Raw genomic sequence first — 19,624 nt, 5'->3', positions numbered from 1 at the left:
CGCTTTTTATGGCCATGCATATTGATAGTATTATAAACCCAAATTGCGGGTATTGGTGGTTGTGGATGGTTTACGGTATCTCAACACTTATTGTTGACTTCATTATGGCTTCAGTACTTGTTATCAATAAAGATATTTTAGGCTTGGTTAAATTGAAAAATGTTGTGTTGAATCGAAAAGCACCGGTGGCTAGGTAATGGGTAGTTTTTTGGAAAACAACTTTTTTAACCTCGCTGAAATTGCTGAGCCCTTTGGCATACTCATTACATGGCTATTTGTTTTCACATTTTTATATAATTTGTCTGCGGCCATTAATAAACCTGATAATAGCCGCACTCAACTGTCATTCATTATGATGATTTCTTATTCGTTGAGTTTATACATAGATGTATATACGCCATCAGTTCATTTACAGTTATTTGCCTTTGATGTCGTCACCATTATCGTCATTTTTATTTGGCGACTGTGCTTTGGTAAAAGCATACCAATTAGTTTTTATTACTTAATAGTAGGGCTCACTATAAATGCGACACTTTTTATGGCGGTATATATTGAATCAATTGTAAGGCTATATGATGGATATTGGTGGTTATGGGGAGTTTACGGGTTAGTGATGCCGCTTGTTGATATAACAATGGCTGTCGTACTTGTTACAAATAAAGATGTGTTAAAACTGGTGTGGTTAACTAAAAAACTAACCACACGTGCTTAATGTATTATTAGAGGCTTAATACCTCTATGTTTTTTGCTTTGGTAAAGCACTCACTAGGCTTAATTAGTATTGCAGCCTACTTTTTCTTTGAGTGCTTTTACAATAATAGGGTCTACAAATTCGCTTACATCACCCTGATGACGCGCCACTTCTTTAACTAAAGTAGATGAAATAAAAGAATTTTTTTCAGCAGGCGTTAAAAATACACTTTCAAGATCGGGGTTTAGGCGGCGATTCATGTTTGCTAATTGAAATTCATAATCAAAGTCAGACACCGCTCTTATACCGCGAATAAGTACGTGTGCATTGTGATCGCGTGCTAAATCGGCCAGTAATCCAGAAAAACCAATGACCTTTACGTTATCTAAGTGGCTTAATATTGTGTTTGCTAGTGCCACACGCTCTTCAAGATTAAAACATGGCTGTTTACTTGGGTTATTAGCAACAGCAACCAAAACAGTGTCAAACATTTTGGCAGCACGTTGTATTAGGTCTGTGTGCCCATTAGTAAGTGGATCAAAAGTGCCGGGGTAAATTGCAGTAACGTTCATAAGGTTCACAAATTATAATTTTGTAGCAGTTTAACAGTGTTTACAGAACAAATCAGCCCAGTTGCTAGTGCAGCCATTAGCGGTAATTTTAAGCCTTGTTTAGGGCGTGTTTTAATTGTTAATTTTGTTTATACTGCCTATCCAAATTTGAGTGTAATGTAGCCAATAGACTATTTGAGTATTAGCATATGAATACCAAGGAAAAAATAATACACACCAGTATTTCGTTGTTTAATGAAAATGGTGAGCGTGCAATCACAACGAACCATATTGCATCGAGCTTAGGGATGAGTCCGGGTAATCTTTATTATCACTTTAAAAATAAAGAAGATATTATTCGCCATATTTTTGCGCTTTACCGTGATCACTTAAGTACACATTTTAAGCCTATTGATAAAGACGACGATGCATTTAGTCATTTAACTGCTTATCTCGACTCGCTATTTGAACTTATGTGGCGTTTTCACTTTTTTTACGACAACCTTGGCGATATCCTCTCTAGAGATACCGACTTAAAACAAGCGTATATTGATTTTCAGCTTGAGTTATTAGAGCAAGTTCGTAACGTTATTTTGGGATTGCGTGACAAAGGCATGATCGCCATTGACGAACAAGACGTGACCGAATTAGCCCACACGCTTAAACTCACTGTTAGCTTTTGGACACCTTACATAAAAGCACGAAGACCTAGTGGTTCGCTTGCTGAGCAAGATATTTATTATGGTATTTTAAAAGTATTGGCTTTATTTAGGGCCTACAGCACAGAAAAAAGCAGTGTACAGATGAACCAACTTCGCGAAAAGTACACGGCACTTGCACAACAAGCACCGGCAGTAGCATAACGCCTCATTTATTGGCTGTTTCCTAGACGTTAAAATTTTTGCTATAATCGCGCGCCAAATGCCTGGGAGCGCGAATTCCCGCAGTCTAAGAGTGAACTATGCTTAAATTTATCGTCAAACTACACCCCGAAATAGCTATCAAAAGCCGCTCGGTTCGTAAACGCTTTACTAAAGTGTTAGAAAATAACATTAAAATTGTATTGCGTCGTATTGACGAAAAAGTACAAGTAAGAAACAACTGGGATAACATTTCAGTTGTCACCAAATTAACTGACGCACAAACTCGGTTAGACTTTATTGATGGTTTGCAACGCATTCCAGGTATAGTGCAATTTATTGAAGTGACCGAAGTCGAATTTAGTACGTTGGACGAAATTTATCAAAAAACCTTTGAGTTAATTGGCCACACAATTGCGGGTAAAACATTTTGTGTACGTGCAAAGCGTATAGGCCAACACGACTTTACTTCAACTGATTTAGAGCGTTACGTTGGTGGTGGTTTAAACCAACACGTTGAAGGTGCCCGCGTAAAACTTAGCCGCCCAGAGGTGACTATTCGTCTAGAAGTAAAAGATGACAAAGCCTACATTGTAACGCAAACACATTTGGGTATGGCGGGCTTCCCTTTGCCAACTCAAGAAGATGTGCTGTCGTTAATGTCGGGTGGGTTTGACTCAGGCGTAGCTAGCTACCAAATGATACGAAAAGGCGCGCGTACGCACTTTTTGTTCTTTAATTTAGGTGGCGCTGCCCACGAAATTGGCGTTAAACAAGCGAGTTACTTTTTATGGAAAAAATACAGCTCGACTCATAAAGTAAAATTTATTACGGTCGACTTTGAACCTGTTGTTGCCGAAATTTTAGAAAACGTTGAGAACAGCCAAATGGGCGTTGTACTCAAGCGTATGATGATGCGTGCCGGTAGCGCAGTGGCCGAAAAGCTAAATATTCAAGCGCTTGTAACGGGTGAGAGTATAGGGCAGGTGTCTAGCCAAACGTTGGCTAATTTAAGTGTGATTGACCGCGTAACTGAAACCCTTATTTTACGCCCGCTAATTCAACATGATAAGCAAGAGATTATAAACATTGCGCGCCAAATCGGTACCGCTGAAATGGCCGAAACGATGCCAGAATACTGTGGTGTTATATCTAAAAAGCCAACGGTAAAAGCAAAAATAGACGTGATTAAAGGCGAAGAAGAAAAGTTCGACTTTGATGTACTTGATACCGTTATAGATAACGCGCGTGTTATGGATGTTCGTGATATCGACGTAGAAGCTAAGCAAGAGCTTAAAGAGGCAGAATCGGTTGCCGATTTACCGCCAGGTTCAGTTGTTGTTGATATTCGCTCTCCAGAAGAAGAAGACGCGGCGCCGCTTGAGATTGAAGGTATTGAAGTAATTCACCTACCGTTTTTCCGCTTAGCTACGAAGTTTGGCGACCTACCAAAAGATAAAGACTACTACCTATATTGTGATAGAGGTGTAATGAGCCAGTTGCAAGCGCTTATTTTACACGAGCAAGGCTTTACAACTGTAAAAGTGTATCGTCCTTAAAGGGTAAGTAAATACGTTAATAGTTTATAAAGCGTGGTTTAAACCACGCTTTTTTTTGCCTGAATTTTAGCAAGTAACTCATTATTAGTTGGGGTTTTAATGTTGTAACGTTTGCCTTGCTCGCTAATATACCCACAAATAGCCATTATTTCTGTTGGCCTGTTATTAGCAATATCTTGCTGCATTGAAGAATAATTTTCAGCGGTAAGCGACATTACGGTGTAAGCGTTATTTAACGCATCAGCTAAAGCAATATTCAACCCTTTTGCGTTAGCAACCCTGCAGCCCTCATAGAGTAAACTCATTATCTTTGCGCTAAATGCAGGGGCACGCAATTGGCCGTTTTTTATATTGTGAAGTGCAGTTAGTGGGTTAATAGCCACATTAACCAACAGCTTTTCAAAGCGAAGTTGCTCAATGTTATTGACCATTTTTAAATTAGGAATTGCTTGAAGTAGTGGTGATATAAATTGTGGATTTTTAGCTGCAAGTTTATTACAGCCACCAATCACGCTTTGCCCTTCACCGGTATGTTGCACAATGTACTGGGTAGACTTAAATCCGGCCATGCTGGTGGTTAAAAAGTATAGTGCTTGCTGAGTGTTCAGCTGAGGAATAAGCTCTTCAATATTTCCCATTCCATTATGAGAAACGACTAATATTGAATTTGCAGCAAGATAAGGTTTTACTTGTGAAAATGCATCTTGAACCTGAAAAGCTTTAACTGTAAAAATGACAACATCATAACTAGGTTGTTGCGCCAGATCGCTTAAATTAATAAAGCGTGCATTAATGTTATGTGACGGGGCATTTTTACGGCTATAAAAACGCGTATTGCAGGTTGGTTTGCGTGTTAAAACATGAACATTATTTTTGTGACTTAAAAAGTGGCTTAGTAACAAGCCAATAGCGCCATCGCCTATAATTAAAATATTAGTCATAGGGATTCTTTTTTCGAGGTGTAAAAATAACTCTTAGTAAAAAGTAACTAGCAGCACCAGCAAAATCAGCTATAAAATCGCCAATAGAGGCCTGCCGGTAGGGGAGTGCGTCTTGCATTATTTCAATTGATGCGCCGTAACCGGCCAATAACAAAATTTGTGCGTACAAAGGAAGCTTAAACGCTTTATCCATAATAATGGCAAGCACAAAAAAAATCCCAAAATGGGCTACTTTATCAATGTGTGGAAATAGGTTAGCTGCACCTTTTATTTCTTTGGCAAATAAAAAAGTAAACGCTACGATGCTGAGCAAAAAAACAGCTTGGTAAACACGCCTTGTCACGTAAAATCCTAGAGTCGCTTAAAAAAGAAGCTTAAGTATATCAAACTAAATTAGTATCGCACCTGAACAAGATGCAGAAAAATGTAAAGATTTATAATTTTAGCGTTATAATTGCGCCATAAAATTAAGATTGAATAGTTAGGAGAAAACCAATGCCTTCATTTGATATTGTATCTGAAGTAGAAATGAACGAAGCACAAAATGCGGTAGATAATGCCAACCGTGAACTTGAGACTCGCTTTGACTTTAGAGGTGTTGATGCATCTATTGAGCTAAACGACAAAACAATTAAGCTAAAAGCTGAAGCTGATTCACAGGTTATGCAATTGTTTGATATTTTAGCGGGTAAAGTTTCTAAGCGTGGTATGGATGTAGCGAGCTTAGAGTTACAAGATATTAGCCGTGCAGGTAAAAATGTTTTTCGTAACGTTGCGCTAAAGCAAGGTATTGAAAAAGATGTGGCTAAAAAAGTAGTAAAAGCCATTAAAGATTCTAAAGTAAAAGTGCAAGCGGCTATTCAAGGCGAGGAAGTACGCGTAACGGGTAAAAAGCGTGATGACTTACAAGCTGCTATGCAAGTGGTGCGTACTGCCGATTTAGGTCAGCCATTTCAGTTTAAAAACTTCCGCGATTAATTATAAAAGCCTTTTTGTGCACTTTATAAATAAAAAGCCAAATAGCCGCGCAGGTTATTTGGCTTTTTTTATGAACGCGGCATCGTTTTTGTTTTTAATTGATTTTCTTTTTAGCTGTATAGACGTCCGTTGACATTTTTTATTAAACTCCTCACAATAGCGGCCTATTTTCAAGGTGCTTATTAATCTTTTCAATGGTTTGATTTTTTTAATGAGATAATCGGGAAGTTGGTGCGTTTTCATGATGACTACAATCCCAACACTGCCCCCGCAACGGTAAAGTAATACATAAAGCGATGTATTTACTGAGTCCGGAGACCGGCCTTGATGTAATCTTACTTAGTTCTTTGCGGTGGGCAAAGAAGGGGAACTTCATGTTAAAAAAAACAACTCTTGGCGTTGCAATTACTGCTGCGCTGTCACTATCTGTATCTGCTGCAGAGCAATCAATCGAAACCATTACGGTAACCGCTAATAAGTTTGAACAATCAATTACTAATGTATTAGCGAGTGTAAATGTTATAACTCGTAATGACATTGAAACCAGTAATGTTCGCGACTTACCAACGCTACTAACCACTCAAGTTGGGTTTCAGGTCAACCCTAACGGCGGTTTTGGTCAAAATGCCGGTGTTTCATTGCGCGGTACAGGGTCAGGTGATACGCTCATTTTAATAGACGGTGTACGCACCGGTTCGGCAACGCTTGGTCAAAAAGCATTAAGTAATGTGCCATTAAATAGTATTGAACGCATAGAAATAATTAAAGGTTCACGTGCAGCTATTTATGGCTCTGATGCGTTAGCAGGTGTTATTAATATTATTACTCGTGAGTCAGATAACCTTTCGGTCAGTGCTACGTTTGGATCTGACGCGTACCAAGACTACCAGATTGCTGGTTCTGTAAAAGCAGGCGATGTAACAACGGCTTTTAATGCAGGGTTTGAAAAGACGGACAACTTTGATGTACTTCAGGGCGCAGCACCCGATGAAGACGGTTTTGAAAATAAAAACCTTGGCTTTAAAGTAAACTACACCGACACACATTTCGGTAACTTTAAGTTACTAGGGCAATACAACGAAGGCTTTGCTGATTACGACAGCCGCTTTAGTCCTGCCGATAGTACGATTGAGCGAGGGGATTTTAAAAATTACCAGCTTTCGGCTGGTTGGAATAAAGACTACAAAAACCAAACTCACAGCCTTGATATAGCATCTGCAACGGATGACTCAGACAACCGTTATGTTGATTTTTCTCAAGGGCCAACAACAAGTACGTTTGTTACTAAGCGCTCACAAATTGACTACAACGGCCAATACCGCTTAAACGACACGTTAAACATTAGTGGTGGTATTAATTGGTACAATGATGACGTATCACAAAGCTCAACCACGTTTGAAGTGCAAGAGCGCGATGTATTAGCTGTATTTGTTGGCGCATATTACGATGCGGATGAGTTGCTTGCCAATTTAACTGTTCGTCAAGATGACGATGAGCAATTTGGTAATGAAACAACGTACACAGCGGCAGCTGGCTATCACTTATCTGAAGACGCAACATTTAGAATAAGCCAAAGCACGGGCTTTAAAGCGCCAACATTTAATGATTTGTACTTTCCTCTTTACGGCAATGCCAATCTTCAACCTGAAACGTCAGTGAATCGTGAGCTTGGCTTAAACGTCGACTTTGATACTGTACGTGTCGATGTCGCTATTTTTAGAAATGAAATTGAGGATAAAATTGATTATGACGCTAATTTTGCACTCACCAATATTAATGAGGCCCAATATGAAGGTGTTGAATTTAGTTTAGCCAATCAAATTTTGGGTTTTGATAGTAATGTGAATTTTGCTTACCTAAGTGCCGAAGATAAAGAAACAGGCGAAGCGCTTAGAAACGTTGCCAAACGAACCTTTAATTGGGAGCTTACAAAACAGTTTGGTGCATTTGATACAAGCATAGCAATGCAATATCGCGGTGAGCGAGCAGGGGCGGTTTCGCAATTGGGTTCGTATACGCTTTGGAATTTAGCAGGCAATTACCAAGTAAATGATGAAATTACGGTGTCGCTTCGTATAGAAAACGTATTCGATAAGGAATACAACGTAGTCGATTCTAACGCTGATTTTACAACAGGGCAGGTGTATTACTACAACACGCCAGAGCGCCGCTTTTTTGCTGGCATAGATTACCAGTTTTAAATAATCTAAATAAAAAGCCCGGTTTTACCGGGCTTTTTTGTGTTTTTACTCAGCTAAAAACTCTTTAAATACGGTTTCAAACTTATGTAATTTTGGTGCGATTAAGATACTGCAATAACCCTGTTGCGGGTTTTCGTTGTAGTAATCTTGATGATAGTGCTCAGCAGGGTAGTAAGTTGTCACCGGGCTGACTTCGGTAACAATAGGCTCACTAACATGGGTTTGTAGCTGTTCAATCATAGTGTTAGTAAGCGCAAGTTGTTCGTCATTATGGTAATAAACAACACTTCGGTATTGTGTGCCAATATCGTTACCTTGGCGATTTAATTGCGTAGCATCGTGCAAAGTAAAAAACATAGCGAGCAATGTTTTAAAGCTTACAATAGTGCTATCAAATTCAACTTTTACTACTTCGGCATGGCCCGTTGTACCACTGCATACTGATTTGTATGTTGGATTGTCAGTATTGCCACCGGTATAACCCGAGCTTACATCAGACACGCCATTTACACGCCTAAATGCTGCGTCAATACACCAAAAACAGCCACCACCAAAGGTTGCTACTTGCGTTGTTGAACTCATAATTATTCCTAATATTTGACAAAGGTCACGCAAAGCATAAAGCTTAGCGCCATAACAACAAGGTTACGACGCGTTAGCTTGCTTAGATCTCTTCAAGCGGTTTTTCGGCTGCTTGTTTATTAAGTTTTTGTTGTAAATATTCAGGTGATTGTGTGTTACGAGCAAGCGCATAATACGCTGCTGGCACAACAAATAAAGTAAGTAGCGTTGAAACAATAACCCCGGTAAATACCACAACACCAATTACCATACGGCTTTCAGCGCCAGGGCCTGATGCTAATACCAATGGCACTGAGCTCATAACCGTTGTTAGCGATGTCATTATTATTGGGCGTAAACGTTGTGTAGCCGCTTGTAATATTGCTTCGCTAAATTCTACACCTTTGTCGCGTAATTGGTTGGTAAATTCAACAATGAGTATCCCATTTTTAGCGCTTAACCCTATGAGCATAACAATACCAATTTGGCTGTAAATATTAAGCGTCAGTCCGGTAGACCAAAGACCAAACATCGCGCCCATTAAACCAAGGGGGACCGTTAGCATAATTACAAATGGGTGCATAAAGCTTTCAAATTGCGCTGCCAATACCAAAAAGGTGACTGTTAGCGCTAATACAAATACGTAGGTCATTGCTGATGCGCCTTCGTAATAAAGCTGAGATTCACCTTTGTAGTCTATTGCGCCGTCAATGTCGTTTTCTTCTGCGGCAACATTGTTTAAAAAGTTAAGTGCTTGTTCGAGTGTGTAACCATCGGCTAAGTTTGCGCTTAAGGTTATTGAGCGCATACGGTTGTAACGGTTTAAGCGTGAGGCCGTTGCCTCTTCTTTTAAGCTAATTAGGCTGTCTAGCGGAACAAGCTCACCACTGCGTGATTTAAGGTATATATTTGAAATATCGGTCGGGTTATTAAAGTCTTCTTTTGTACCTTTCAAAATGACATCGTATTCTTCACCTCTATCTATAAAGGTTGTCACACGACGCTGACCCAGCATGGTCTCGAGTGTACGACCAACATCAGACACAGACACCCCTAGATCGGCCGCTTTATTTTTATCAATGCTTACTAAAAACTGTGGGAATGTTTCTTTGTAATCGTGATCGATTCTAACAAGGCCTGGGTTTTGTTCTGCACGTTTGATAATCCGGTCACGCCAATCGGCAAGCTGAGCATAATCATTACCTTGTAGAACAAATTCAATAGGGCGAGATGAACCGCCACCGCCAATACCTCGGCGCATAATAGCAAACGCACGTACATCGGTGACTTCGCGCATTTTGCCACTAATTTCATCCATTACTTCCCACGTAGAGCGCTTGCGTTTGTCCCAATCAGCCATACCAACAATAGCAACACCGCCGCTACCGCCCCAGCCAGGAACACGAACAAGCACACGGCTTAGCTCGCCAGACTCAGAGTAAGGCATAAGGCGTTCTTCAATTTTTGCCATATTGGCGGCATTATTTTCGTAGCTAGCACCCTCAGGTCCGCTCATCATAATGAAAAAGGTGCCGCGGTCTTCTTTAGGTGTTAGCTCTGATGGCACTTGCAGTAATAGTGAATAACTCACAAAACCCGCTAAAACTAAGCTGACTAACAAGCCCCATTTTTTGGTCATATTTGTTGAAAGTGAATTACGGTAACTGCGCTCTAATTTAGTAAGCTGGCGGTCCATCCATTGGCTGAATTTATTAGGCTTGTCGGCGCTTTTTAGAACTTTTGAACACAATGCTGGTGCAAGCGTAAGCGCGGTCACACTTGAGAAAAAAACAGCTGCGCTTACAGCCATTGCAAATTCGGTGAATAACGCGCCTATCCGGCCATCCATAAATACTAAAGGAACAAACACCGAAATAAGCACAAGTGTAGTTGCTACAATTGCAAAGCCAACTTCTCGTGCGCCTCTATACGCTGCAAGTAATGGTGGCTCGCCAAGCTCTATGCGGCGGTGAATGTTTTCAAGCATTACAATAGCGTCATCAACAACTAAACCAATGGCAAGGACTAACGCAAGTAGTGTTAGCAAGTTGATTGAATACCCCATAGCGAGTAAAAACATAAAGCTACCTACCAAAGCTACCGGTACGGTAACAGCGGGAATAAGCGTTGCACGAATGTTGCCTAAAAACAAAAATATTACTAAAACAACTAAGCCCATTGAAATGGCAAGCGTGCTGTATACTTCGCTAATCGATTCTTTAATGAATACAGACGAGTCGTAACTGTCTTGAATTGTTGTGCCTTCAGGCAGGTTTCGTTTAATTTTTTCAAGCTCACTACGTGCGTTGTCTACCACGGTTAATGTGTTTGCTTTAGCTTGTTTTACAATACCCAGGCCAATCATGTTGCGGCCGTTACCACGGAACAAACTTTCGTCGTCGGCGGCCTCTAGTTGAACATCGGCTACTTCGCCAAGGCGAACTAAATAGCCATCTTCACCGCGTTTAATAACTAAATTTTTAAAGTCGCGCTGATCTTTGTAGCTTCGGGCCGTACGTACCGTAAAGTCGCGATCAATTGATTCAATTTCACCGGCAGGTAACTCAACATTTTCTGTGCGCAGAGTGTTTTCTATGTCGCTTGAAGTTATGCCGCGCGCAGCCATTGCTTGGCGGTTTAACCAAATTTTCATAGCGTATTGACGCTCGCCGCCAATTCGCACATTAGATACGCCATCCACAACGGCTAAGCGGTCAACAATAAAGCGCTGTGCATAATCAGAAAGCTGTAATGAGTCCATGGTTTCACTATTAAGTACAAACCATGCAATAGGGCTTTCATCACTGTTTGATTTAGATACCTCAGGCGGACGAACTTGCTCAGGTAGGCTGTCGAGTGCACGTGCAACACGTTCACGTACATCGTTAGATGCTGCATCTATATCGCGGCTAATATTAAATTCAATAGTAATGTTTGAGCGACCATTACGGCTCGACGAATTAATGCTTTTAATACCTTCAATACCCGATATACGGTTTTCGATAACTTGGGTTATTTTAGTTTCGATTATCTCCGCTGATGCCCCGGTATATGAGGTGCTAATATTTACAATCGGAGTTTCAATGTCAGGGTATTCGCGTAGCGGTAACATGCTAAATGCTACTAAACCAAAGGTTAGTAGCAATAAGTTAATTACAATCGCAAAAACGGGGCGTTTAACGCTAGTGTCGGTAATTTTCACGTATTACCCCTTAACGCTAACTTTACTGCCCGAGCGAATTTTAATCAGCCCTTCAGTAATAATTTGCTGGCCATCGGTTAAGCCTTCATCAATAGCTACCCAACCGTTATTTCTGCTTGCAACATGTACTTCTATTTTGTTGGCTACGCCATCTGTAATTTTAAACACATAGTGTTTATCTTGCAGTGGTATAACGGCTTTTTCTGGGACCATAAGTGCTTGGCTTGTACTTAACTCAAGTGCGGTATTTAGCAGCATGCCTGGACGTAATAAGCCAGATTTGTTGGCAAAACTAGCGGTCACTTCAATGCTGCGTGTAACGGCGTCAATACGCGAACTAATATGCGTGACCTTGCCTGTAAATGTTTGGCCAGGGTAAGCGTCGTTTTGCGTTAATACTTTCATGCCAATGGCAAGTTGCGCCAAATATTTTTCAGGGACTTTAAAGTCGACTTTTATAATACTAATATCATCGAGGGTAGTGAGTATGGTTGCATTATTAACATAAGCACCTACGGATATTTCACGTTTACCTAGCAGGCCAGAAAAAGGTGCACGAATGGTCATTTCACTTAACGTTGTTTTAGCGCTTTCGAGTTGTGACTTGGTCGCGTCTACAACAGACAACTGCTCTTCTAGCAACGATTTAGCTGTAGACTGTGTACGTGAAAGTTCTGTAAGACGGTTAAGCTGACGCTTTTCTTCTTGTAAATTAATGCTGAGTTCTTCAACGGCTAACTCTTCTTGTCTGCTTTGCAATTGCACAAGTTTTTGGCCCTTACTCACTAAATCACCATCTTTAAAAAATATGTCGGTAACATAGTCGTTTTGTGCGCTTTTAATGTAAATAGCTTGATTTGCGCGTGCGCTACCAATTGCTTCTATCATTACAGCGTTTTCTTGCGAAGTTACTGTATGTGCAGAAACCTGTGTAGACATGTTAGAAAAATTGGCTTGTTCGCCATGGCTTGAGGGTAAATATAAGTAAACACTAAATATTAAAAGTAGTGTAATAATGAATGGAAAAAGAGCTTTGCCTGATTGTCTAGAGTACATCGTTTTCATACCTGAAAATTAATTATAAGTATTGTACGAAATAAGACCGGATAAAGTCTGTTATGTGTCTCATAATTTTGTGCGTTAGGCGTAAAAGTAAGTAATATTAAAGGTGTGTACCGGTTTTTGTTTAATTAAAGCGATAAATATATGAATTTTAAAACATCTTGCAAGACCTGTTTGACAGCCAGGAAAGTAATTTTATGGGCTATTATTATGTTTATATTTTATATGGTTTTTTATCAGTATGGATAAACACACTAAAAAACGCATTAAATACCGTGCGCAAGGTTCACGTAATGGTATTGAAATCCTGATTGTGGGCGCTATTGGTTTAGTATTTATTATGGCATTTAATTTACTAAGATCAGGCACTATTAGCATTGTTGAAATTTTTTTAGTCAGTGCCTGCCTTGGGGCTATTTTTGTGGGTTTTTTAAAAACTCAAGAACCTTATTACAGCTTAATTTTGAGCGAATCTGCTATAGAGTATAGGCATAAATATGGCCGTTGGTGTCTATCTCATAAAAACTTTCATTCTTGCGGTGTTCCAAAAGTAGAAAAAGGCTTAGAGCATTTAGAGCTAAACGCGGTTGGGCTAAAGCTAAATGATATTGATGAGTTTTTAATGAGTATAACCCCTAGAATTGCGGGTAAATTACTTATAGAACAACGACACTTTTTTATGCAGGTTGTTCAAAATCATTGCAAAAATGGCAATTGCCCATCAGAATGGTTAGTAGAAGATACACAACATCGATCTGCGCGCGGAATTAGCTATAATGGTTTAATAGCTATGTTTGCAAACAGAACCAAGCACCTTAAGTTGCTAACAGGGTATGATTTATTACTACCTGCCAGTGTACTAGACAGCGATATTTGGGCTTTTAGCGCTAATTTAAATAAATGGAAGCGCGAGCCACATCAGTTTATAGCGTCGCAGCTTAAAGATTAAACTGCGGCTGTAGGAAAAGACAATGAGCCAAGAAAGAGCCTTTTTAAAAAGTGGTCGTAATACCATAATACATAAAGACAAAAAACTTGATTTAGTGGTTGTTAACTCTGACATCCACCCACGAATTAAAGTAACTCAAAACGGCTTAGAGCCCTTTAAAGAAGAGTTACCAAAAAATAGACGCGACGCAAAAGACCGTTACCTAGAAATGGTGTATATAAGTAGTGCCGAAGTATTTGGTGAAGAAAAGCAGTTACTTTTTATTCAGTCGTTAGATGGGCGTGAATATAAAGTTGATTACAGTAAAATTGGCACTAAATTATTTGTTCGTATTCATCAAGACGCCTACATGTAAGCTTTAGTGGCACCTTTTTTGCTTGTGATTACCTCATGGTAATTATTTGACACACAAGGTGCTACGAATGAAAGCGTTAGCGTTAATCCCTCTTTTTTCCTGCATTTTTATCACAGCCTGCGGCGGTGGTGGCGGTAGTGACAGCACCACAAATATTGAAGCCTCAGTGAATGCGGGTTCAGATATACAAGTTATTGAAAAAATTGATTTTACAATCACTGCACAAGGCTCTCCAGCTGATGGAACTTTTACTTGGCAACAAGTTAGCGGACCAAGTATAGATGGTTTTCCACTTGAAGGCGCTGAGCAAACACTGACTGCACCTGATGTAAAAGCAGATAGCGAAATTGTATTAAGGGTCAGTTATCAAAGCACTGGCAATAGCACAGTAAGTGACGACGTTTTAATTTCGGTTAGTTCTAACAATCAACTGCCTCTAGCTGTAATAACCCAAACAGCGCCAGCTACGCTCCCTTCTGTATACCAAGATACCATTATATTAAGTGCTCTAGACTCAAGCGATCCGGATGAAAATGGAATAGTAAATGGCTATTTTTGGGAACTTATATCAGGCCCTGACTTAGATATTTCTAGCTTTGATAATTCAACATTAAGCTTTACTCACCCTTTGTTAGAAGCAAACACAACTTTGCTTTGGCGCTTAACGGTTACTGACGATGAGGGTGGCGAAGCCAGTACTCAATTCACAATGAGCCTTAATAAAACTAATGAGCTAGTTGCCGCAAATGCAGGGGATGATCAAAATGTTGAAGAATTTGACCAGGTAACACTAGATGCAAGCAATAGCGAAACAGTCACGGATACTTATCAGTGCGAGTGGCAACAATTAACCGGGAATGCCGAAACACTAAGCGATAGCCAACAGTGTGTATCTACCTTTTTTGCCTCCGATGTAGACACCAACACCACGCTTAGCTTTGAAGTAACCGTTACCGATTCGAAAGGACGCACCGATACCGATACGGTGTTTATTGATATAACGCCAAAAGCGCTTGGCCTGATAAACGACAGTGGTATGGGAGAATGTTACAACAATACGCAGCGCATAAATTGTGGCAGTGATGACTTTCCTGAGCAAGACGCAGAGCTCGGTCGAGATAGCTTTGCTAACCGCATAGATAAAGCAGGCATAGGTAATCTCGCGTTTGATTATACAAAGCTTAATCAGTTTGCCGACGAGGTGGATGACTCAAGTGAGGTATTTAGCTGTATTCGTGACAACGTAACTGGGCTTGTTTGGGAAGTTAAGTCACCCTCATCTGGTATTTTACCAAATACAACGTTACGGGATGCGCAAAACAGTTATTATTGGGACATTGGCGACACAACTACCGATGCAGATAGTACGGCAAATACAACATGCCCTAACGACACAAGTTGTGGCTTACAAACCTATGTAAATGCAGTTAATGCCATCGATTTTTGTGGGGGAACAAATTGGCGAGTCCCCACGTATACAGAGCTTTTGGGGTTAATTGATTATGGTAAGCAAGGGCAAAGCGTATTAATTGACACGGCTTTTTTCCCAAACATGCCTGAACCAGGCGCCATTGAAAACGTTAACTTACCTTATTGGACATCTCAAACTGCTGCGGATGGCACCAGTTTATCGCAGGCTTATATTATTGATATGAGTAACGGTAATGATCTTGCCTATCCAAAAGAGAACAACGCGTATGTTCGTTTAGTCAGAAGCCGATAGGAGAGTGTTATGAAATTAAAATTATTAAATACGTTCATAGTTTTTGGCTTTAGTTTTAATGTGGCGGCGCAAACATGTTACGGCGGTGCCGACACAACAACCCCAACTGATAGGTTTACTGTTAATACCGATGGGACAGTATCTGACACTGAAACCGGCTTAATGTGGCAGCGTTGTAGTTATTCTCAAACCTATAATACAGAAACATTACTGTGCGAAGGGTCTACGCCTGCAGTGACGTGGCAAGAAGCTTTACGAGGCGCGACTAACGATACAACTGCAAATTATGATGATTGGCAGGTGCCTAATATTAAAGAGTTAGCCAGTATTTTAGAGCACAGTTGTACAGAGCCAAGCATAAATGAAGTTGTTTTTTTAGGCACTAAATCTCAAAACTATTGGTCTAGCACATCGGGTGTTAGCAGTATGAGTTCGGCCTGGGTGTATCAGTTTGACAGCGGGCTAAATAGTTTACGTCCTAAAACCAGTGATGTTTATTTACGCCTAGTTCGCTACGAAAAATAAAGACCAAATAAGTTTGATTAAAAAGCGCAGTTATTGGAGGTGACTCCGGTAGTTGCGCTTTTTTGTTTTTACATAAATTTACTTTATTTCAACAATAAAGCGCTTACAACGATGTTACTGTGCGCGTTTTTTTGCCATTATAGGCGGTGATTTAATTACGAAGGAACATCGCGGTGTATTTAAGCTATTTTGGCCTGAACGAAAAACCTTTTTCGATTTCGCCTAACCCTCATTATTTATTTTTAAGCGAGCGCCACAAAGAAGCCTTAGCACACTTAACCTATGGATTGGGTGAAGACGGTGGTTTTGTATTACTTACGGGTGAAGTAGGCACCGGAAAAACAACAATTACCCGCAGCATGCTAGAGCAATTACCTGAAAATACACAAGTAGCGATGATTCATAATCCTGCACTGTCAGAACTTGAGTTGTTAGCCAGTATTTGCGATGAATTGAAAATTAGTTATGACGCACAAAATGCGACGCTTAAAAGTTTAACCGATATAATAAAAAAACACTTAGAGAGTAATAACAAGGCGGGTGGCCATACTATTTTAATTATTGACGAGGCACAGCTTCTAGCCCCCAACGTGCTTGAGCAACTTCGTTTATTAACTAATATAGAAACCGACCACAAAAAGCTATTGCAAATCGTGCTTGTAGGTCAGCCAGAACTTCAAGATTTACTAAAACGTAATGAGTTAAGGCAGCTTGCTCAACGGATCACCGCGCGTTATCACTTATTACCTTTAACACAAGGCCAAACAGTGGCGTATATCAAGCACCGTTTGCATATTGCTGGGTGCGATAAAGGATTGTTTTCGATGGATGCAATGCAGATGGTTCATAAAATGACAGGCGGTATACCTCGCTTGATGAACCTAGTGTGTGAACGAGCTTTAGTGGGTACTTTTTCGAAGCAGCAACTTGTTGTAGATGCTGAAATTGTTAAACAATCTGCGCAAGAATCACTACCTTCTGACTTTGTTGCAACAACGAATAAGCCTGAGCAGTCGCCATCGATTTTAATTTATTGCTTTGCTTTCGGCGCTTTGTTTGCCGCAGGTATTGGGCTTTCCTTTATTTTATAGTTAGGTGATTTATGTCTTATTTATTAGATGCATTAAAGCAATCTCAACAAGCTGATATGAGCGCCGAGCAATACGATTTACAGTCGGAGCAGTTAAAACAGCAACAAGCACTCGCTCGCTACCGGCGTATCGCCTTTGTTTTGGGTGGCAGCTTGGCGGCCTTTGTAACGGTGGCGGCCGGATTTACTTTTGGTAAATGGGTCCAATCACTTGGTTCTGTTGAACCCTCAAATGTAGTTAGCACTCAAAGTAATGAACAAGTAACGACTGAGTTACAGACAGCAGCATTACCTGCCACTGAACAAGCTGAGGTGAATGTAAAGCCTAAACCTGAAAAAGCACCAAGCAACACCGCAACTATTGAAGGGCAATTAGTGCACGTGCAAACACCCACGGGTATTCAGCAAATGTTGTTAACACCAACTGGGCAGTATATTCCAATGCCATCAACAGGTGCAGCTAGTGGCATCCAACAAACTTTTAATCAACCTTCGCTTGTAAATACGCAAAATTATAATCAGCCAAACCAAGGTCAACTTAATTCAAATACACAGTTAACTTATAACCAAGGCGGTTTTGAACAAACTCAAAGTACGTCGTCAGCAACTATTGATATGAGTAAATATAAAGTGTTGGGTAAGCCAATTAGTGGTGTAACGCAAGCTGAACCTAAAAGTGACCCTGAGCTTGATGCTGTGCCAACTACACTTAAAAATGCGTTTGCGCAGGCAGTGCAAGATGTCGATAAAAACCAAGATTATGAGGTAACTCAGGCCTCTAAATCGTCATCTCGGGTAGAGCCTGTAGAATTGTTACCAGATGGCCTACAAGCAATGCTACCTAGGATAAAGTATCAAGCACATATTTATTCATCAAGTGCAGATAAACGCTGGATAAAGCTAAATGGGCGAGAGCTTCACGAAGGTGATAGTATTGGTGCATTAATGGTAAAAGAAATTACACCTGAGCAAAGCGTAATAGATTTTGACGGTTACGAGTTTAGTTTAAAAGCCTTGCAGGATTGGCCAGAGTAACAAAAAGTATAAGCTCAATGAGTAACATTGAGCTTATTTTGACTATTTAAGGTAATACGGAGTTTTTGTAAAAACGCTCTAAATCAATGTTGAAATCGCCGGCTTTTACGGTTGTTTCGAGTGAGTCTTCAATTCGCTTGTTCGACAAATCAATATCGAGCACTTCTGTATAACGGCTGTGCTTTGCACTATAAAAGGTTTTAACAATCGGCTTTAATGGCATCGCGGGATTACTTTCTGTCACAAGCCCGACTATTTGGCTTGAAAGCTTTACTAATGTGCCCACAGGGTGAATTCCAATACACTGAATAAACTTAGTTAGTAATTCGCCGTCAAAGCTATTTGGGCAGCCTTCTTTTAATATTTTAAATGCCTTAATGGGTTCCATGCCCGATTTATAAACTCGCTCTGCTGTTAGGGCGTCGTATACATCTACAATAGAAGCCATGCGAACATACTGGCTTATTTCATTTCCTTTTTTACCAAAAGGGTAACCAGTTCCGTCTATGCGTTCATGGTGCATGCCTGCAATATCTACAGCAATACCAGTTAAACCTGACTCTTCCAAAATTTGTTTAGAGTAAACCGCATGCTGCTTCATTATTTCAAATTCGGCTTCGGTTAAGCGCCCAGGCTTATTGAGGACTTCATCTGGCGTTTTTATTTTACCGATATCATGCAGCAGCGCACCTGTGGTGAGCTCTACAATAATGTCTTTTTCAATATTAAGGTGTTTTGCAAAAATACCCATTAAGATAGATACGTTTATAGAGTGCTCTAGTAAGTATGCATCTTTTTGGCGCATTTGCGTGAGGCAGGCTAGGGCGTCTTGGTTTCTAAAAACTGAATCCATAAAACCGCTAGCAAGCTCTTTAAATGGAGCAATATCAATGTTCAGGCCGGACTTTATATCTTTAAATGCTTTTATTTGCAGCGTTTTAGCTTCGTCATAAAGCTTTTTAGCTTTATTCATTTCTTGAGCTGCACTATGCGTTTTTTGCCAAGGATCGCGTTTTATTTTTGTGGCAGGTGTTTTGGTTTGTTCTTTTTCAGGTACTGTTTTGGTGAGTGTTTTATCTGGGTCAATTTCGACCTCTAAAATACCCGCCTTAATAAGCTTATCAATACTCGTTTGGGTTTTTACCCAGCCTTGGCTTTTTATTTTTACTCTGCCCGTTTGTTTTGTGACCCTTTGCACAAACATACCAGGGAGTAATTTAGAAACAGGGAGCTTTTTCAATTTAACTACTTAACTAATAAATCTATATTGAAAATAGCAAACTTTACGTACTTTAAATAGAAAAAAGGCACCAAAAGGTGCCTTTAATAAACATTATAAGT

The 19,624-nt window shown here is 40.1% G+C and carries 18 protein-coding genes, 1 pseudogene and 1 riboswitch; of the genes and pseudogenes, 12 read left to right on the top strand and 7 right to left on the bottom strand.

The genetic code is table 11. The annotated features are described in order from the left end of the window. Both CWB65_RS06745 and CWB65_RS06740 read left to right on the top strand, forming a co-directional pair. Nucleotides 1-197: pseudogene (locus CWB65_RS06745) on the top strand (hypothetical protein); the annotation flags it as partial. Further along, the gene (locus CWB65_RS06740) at nt 197-712 is read left to right on the top strand and encodes a hypothetical protein (RefSeq protein ID WP_138740231.1); all 516 of its coding nucleotides are present in this window, start codon (nt 197-199) and stop codon (nt 710-712) included. The pseudogene CWB65_RS06745 and the gene CWB65_RS06740, both read left to right, overlap by 1 nt. A 59-nt stretch (nt 713-771) precedes the next feature. Here CWB65_RS06740 and coaD read toward each other — a convergent pair whose 3' ends face one another. Then, entirely contained in the window at nt 772-1,263 is a 492-nt protein-coding gene (gene coaD, locus CWB65_RS06735) for a pantetheine-phosphate adenylyltransferase (RefSeq protein ID WP_138740230.1), read from the bottom strand. 188 nt (nt 1,264-1,451) lie between these two features. Between coaD and CWB65_RS06730 the strand changes: the two genes are divergently transcribed. Further along, entirely contained in the window at nt 1,452-2,105 is a 654-nt protein-coding gene (locus CWB65_RS06730) for a TetR/AcrR family transcriptional regulator (RefSeq protein ID WP_006791540.1), read from the top strand. Nucleotides 2,106-2,203: 98 nt separating this feature from the next. Continuing rightward, the gene (gene thiI / locus CWB65_RS06725) at nt 2,204-3,661 is read left to right on the top strand and encodes a tRNA uracil 4-sulfurtransferase ThiI (protein WP_008129371.1); all 1,458 of its coding nucleotides are present in this window, start codon (nt 2,204-2,206) and stop codon (nt 3,659-3,661) included. Nucleotides 3,662-3,699: 38 nt separating this feature from the next. On the opposite strand, the gene CWB65_RS06720 is transcribed toward thiI, so the two are convergent. Both CWB65_RS06720 and CWB65_RS06715 read right to left on the bottom strand, forming a co-directional pair. Then, the gene (locus CWB65_RS06720; protein ID WP_138740229.1) at nt 3,700-4,602 is read right to left on the bottom strand and encodes a ketopantoate reductase family protein; all 903 of its coding nucleotides are present in this window, start codon (nt 4,600-4,602) and stop codon (nt 3,700-3,702) included. Continuing rightward, a complete protein-coding gene (locus tag CWB65_RS06715) occupies nt 4,595-4,945 on the bottom strand; it encodes a VanZ family protein (RefSeq protein WP_006791537.1) in 351 nt (116 codons plus the stop codon). Before CWB65_RS06715 ends, CWB65_RS06720 begins: the two co-directional genes overlap by 8 nt. 152 nt (nt 4,946-5,097) lie before the next feature. Here CWB65_RS06715 and CWB65_RS06710 point away from each other — a divergent pair, with 152 nt between their 5' ends. Together CWB65_RS06710 and CWB65_RS06705 are read left to right on the top strand one after the other, a co-directional pair. Beyond that, on the top strand, nt 5,098-5,580 hold the full coding sequence (locus CWB65_RS06710; RefSeq protein ID WP_006791536.1) for a YajQ family cyclic di-GMP-binding protein: 483 nt from the start codon (nt 5,098-5,100) through the stop codon (nt 5,578-5,580). A 177-nt stretch (nt 5,581-5,757) separates the two neighbouring features. After that, nucleotides 5,758-5,921: riboswitch (cobalamin riboswitch) on the top strand. A gap of 33 nt (nt 5,922-5,954) precedes the next feature. Continuing rightward, nucleotides 5,955-7,781, top strand: a complete 1,827-nt coding sequence (locus CWB65_RS06705; RefSeq protein ID WP_138740228.1) for a TonB-dependent receptor domain-containing protein — start codon at nt 5,955-5,957, stop codon at nt 7,779-7,781. Between the two features lie 45 nt (nt 7,782-7,826). On the opposite strand, the gene msrA is transcribed toward CWB65_RS06705, so the two are convergent. From msrA to CWB65_RS06690, 3 genes are all read right to left on the bottom strand, one after another. Further along, nucleotides 7,827-8,363: a peptide-methionine (S)-S-oxide reductase MsrA gene (gene msrA / locus CWB65_RS06700; protein WP_138740227.1), complete on the bottom strand. Its 537-nt coding sequence runs from the start codon at nt 8,361-8,363 to the stop codon at nt 7,827-7,829. Nucleotides 8,364-8,445: 82 nt separating this feature from the next. After that, complete coding sequence (locus CWB65_RS06695; protein WP_138740226.1) at nt 8,446-11,544, bottom strand: efflux RND transporter permease subunit; 3,099 nt, start codon at nt 11,542-11,544, stop codon at nt 8,446-8,448. A gap of 3 nt (nt 11,545-11,547) precedes the next feature. Beyond that, nucleotides 11,548-12,600, bottom strand: a complete 1,053-nt coding sequence (locus CWB65_RS06690; protein ID WP_006791531.1) for an efflux RND transporter periplasmic adaptor subunit — start codon at nt 12,598-12,600, stop codon at nt 11,548-11,550. Between the two features lie 247 nt (nt 12,601-12,847). On the opposite strand from CWB65_RS06690, the gene CWB65_RS06685 reads away from it, so the two are divergent. The 6 genes from CWB65_RS06685 (at nt 12,848) to CWB65_RS06660 (ending at nt 18,283) form a co-directional block, all read left to right on the top strand. After that, a complete protein-coding gene (locus tag CWB65_RS06685; protein ID WP_138740225.1) occupies nt 12,848-13,555 on the top strand; it encodes a DUF2982 domain-containing protein in 708 nt (235 codons plus the stop codon). A 22-nt stretch (nt 13,556-13,577) separates the two neighbouring features. Beyond that, nucleotides 13,578-13,910, top strand: a complete 333-nt coding sequence (locus CWB65_RS06680) for a hypothetical protein (RefSeq protein ID WP_010556974.1) — start codon at nt 13,578-13,580, stop codon at nt 13,908-13,910. Nucleotides 13,911-13,977: 67 nt separating this feature from the next. Then, a complete protein-coding gene (locus CWB65_RS06675; RefSeq protein WP_138740224.1) occupies nt 13,978-15,633 on the top strand; it encodes an Lcl C-terminal domain-containing protein in 1,656 nt (551 codons plus the stop codon). A gap of 9 nt (nt 15,634-15,642) precedes the next feature. Next, on the top strand, nt 15,643-16,158 hold the full coding sequence (locus tag CWB65_RS06670; RefSeq protein WP_138740223.1) for an Lcl C-terminal domain-containing protein: 516 nt from the start codon (nt 15,643-15,645) through the stop codon (nt 16,156-16,158). Nucleotides 16,159-16,331: 173 nt separating this feature from the next. Next, nucleotides 16,332-17,249, top strand: coding sequence for an ExeA family protein (locus CWB65_RS06665; protein ID WP_010556976.1), 918 nt, complete (start codon nt 16,332-16,334; stop codon nt 17,247-17,249). Between the two features lie 11 nt (nt 17,250-17,260). Continuing rightward, nucleotides 17,261-18,283, top strand: coding sequence for a general secretion pathway protein GspB (locus tag CWB65_RS06660; protein WP_138740222.1), 1,023 nt, complete (start codon nt 17,261-17,263; stop codon nt 18,281-18,283). A 46-nt stretch (nt 18,284-18,329) separates the two neighbouring features. Here the strand turns inward: CWB65_RS06660 and CWB65_RS06655 are convergent, their stop codons facing one another. Beyond that, complete coding sequence (locus CWB65_RS06655; protein ID WP_138740221.1) at nt 18,330-19,523, bottom strand: cyclic di-GMP phosphodiesterase; 1,194 nt, start codon at nt 19,521-19,523, stop codon at nt 18,330-18,332. Between the last annotated feature and the right edge of the window lie 101 nt (nt 19,524-19,624).

This window comes from Pseudoalteromonas sp. S554 (assembly GCF_005930865.1).
GTDB classification, from domain to species: Bacteria; Pseudomonadota; Gammaproteobacteria; order Enterobacterales; family Alteromonadaceae; genus Pseudoalteromonas; species Pseudoalteromonas marina.
The sequence above is the reverse complement of the archived record's forward strand: the minus strand, read 5'-3'. Positions and strand labels throughout refer to the sequence as shown.